The organism is Bradyrhizobium sp. WSM4873, from assembly GCF_055811355.1.
This window is the reverse complement of record NZ_JBVVPS010000102.1, coordinates 1-927: the sequence shown is the minus strand read 5'-3', so window position 1 is coordinate 927 and position 927 is coordinate 1. Positions and strand designations below refer to the sequence as shown.

Sequence of the window (927 nt, the reverse complement as noted above, 5' to 3'; positions counted from 1 at the left end):
GCAAAGAAGGCGCGGTCGATGCCGCGCGGAGCGCGCAGATCGACATCTTCGACGATTGCGGCCTGCCGTAGCGAGGCAAACTTCAGGCGTACGATGAGCCTTTTGTTCTCTCGCTCAGTTGCTTCGCGATCGATCATCAGGCCGAGGCGCTGCTCGAAGGTCAGCGCGGTGACGTCCGGTTGGCGTTGCTGATCATCGAAGGCCTTGGCCATTCCGGCGAGCCCGAGAGCGGCGAGACGTTCGTGGGTATGATTGCTGAGCATAATGCCTCCTTGTTGCTGGTCAGTGGTAGTAGCCGCGGCCACGGATGTTACCGTGCTGGATGGGATCGGCGTCGGGGGTGGTGTCGGGAAGGAAGGACTTGTCCAGGCCGGTCTTGAGGATCGAGGCAATCGACCGATAGCTCGCTGAGCCGATGCTGATCCCGCGGCGGCAAGCGGCTTCGAGACGTCGCGTCCCATAGGTCTTTTCCAACCGCAGGATGCCGAGACAGGATCGGAAGCCCTGCTCGGGATGCGGCTTTGTCCGCATGATCGCCTCGCACAGCGCGATTGTGGACGGACCGACTTTCTCAGCGGCGGCCAGCAGACGCGCCGGCGTCCAGAAGGCGTATCGGCGATGCGCGCTCGGCATGTGCTCGGGGATCGTGGTGTGGCGGCGCTTCACCCCCGAGCGTGCATGGCTGGCGATGCGGGTGCCGCGATGGAACACCTCGATGGTGGCTTCGGTGGCCCGAACCTCGACAACCTGGCGGATCATGCGGGATGGCACCGAGTAGAAGTGTCCCTGAACTTCGACATGGTAATCCGGCGCTACACGGGCACGACGCCATTCGGCGTACTGATAGGCCTCGGCCGGCAGCGGCATCAGGGCCGGACGATCGATGGTGTCGAAGAACTCGCGGCGGCTGGCACCGAGCTTGCGCAT

The 927-nt window shown here is 63.9% G+C and carries 2 protein-coding genes; both read right to left on the bottom strand.

Annotation, left to right across the window (positions count from 1 at the left end; all coding sequences use genetic code 11):
- Positions 1-212 (bottom strand): ATP-binding protein (locus AC0L21_RS37915; RefSeq protein WP_473267082.1); only part of this gene is annotated, 212 nt, incomplete at its 3' end.
- 70 nt (positions 213-282) lie between these two features.
- Positions 283-927, bottom strand: a 645-nt coding sequence (locus AC0L21_RS37910; protein WP_473267081.1) for a Mu transposase domain-containing protein, incomplete at its 5' end; no start/stop codon positions are given.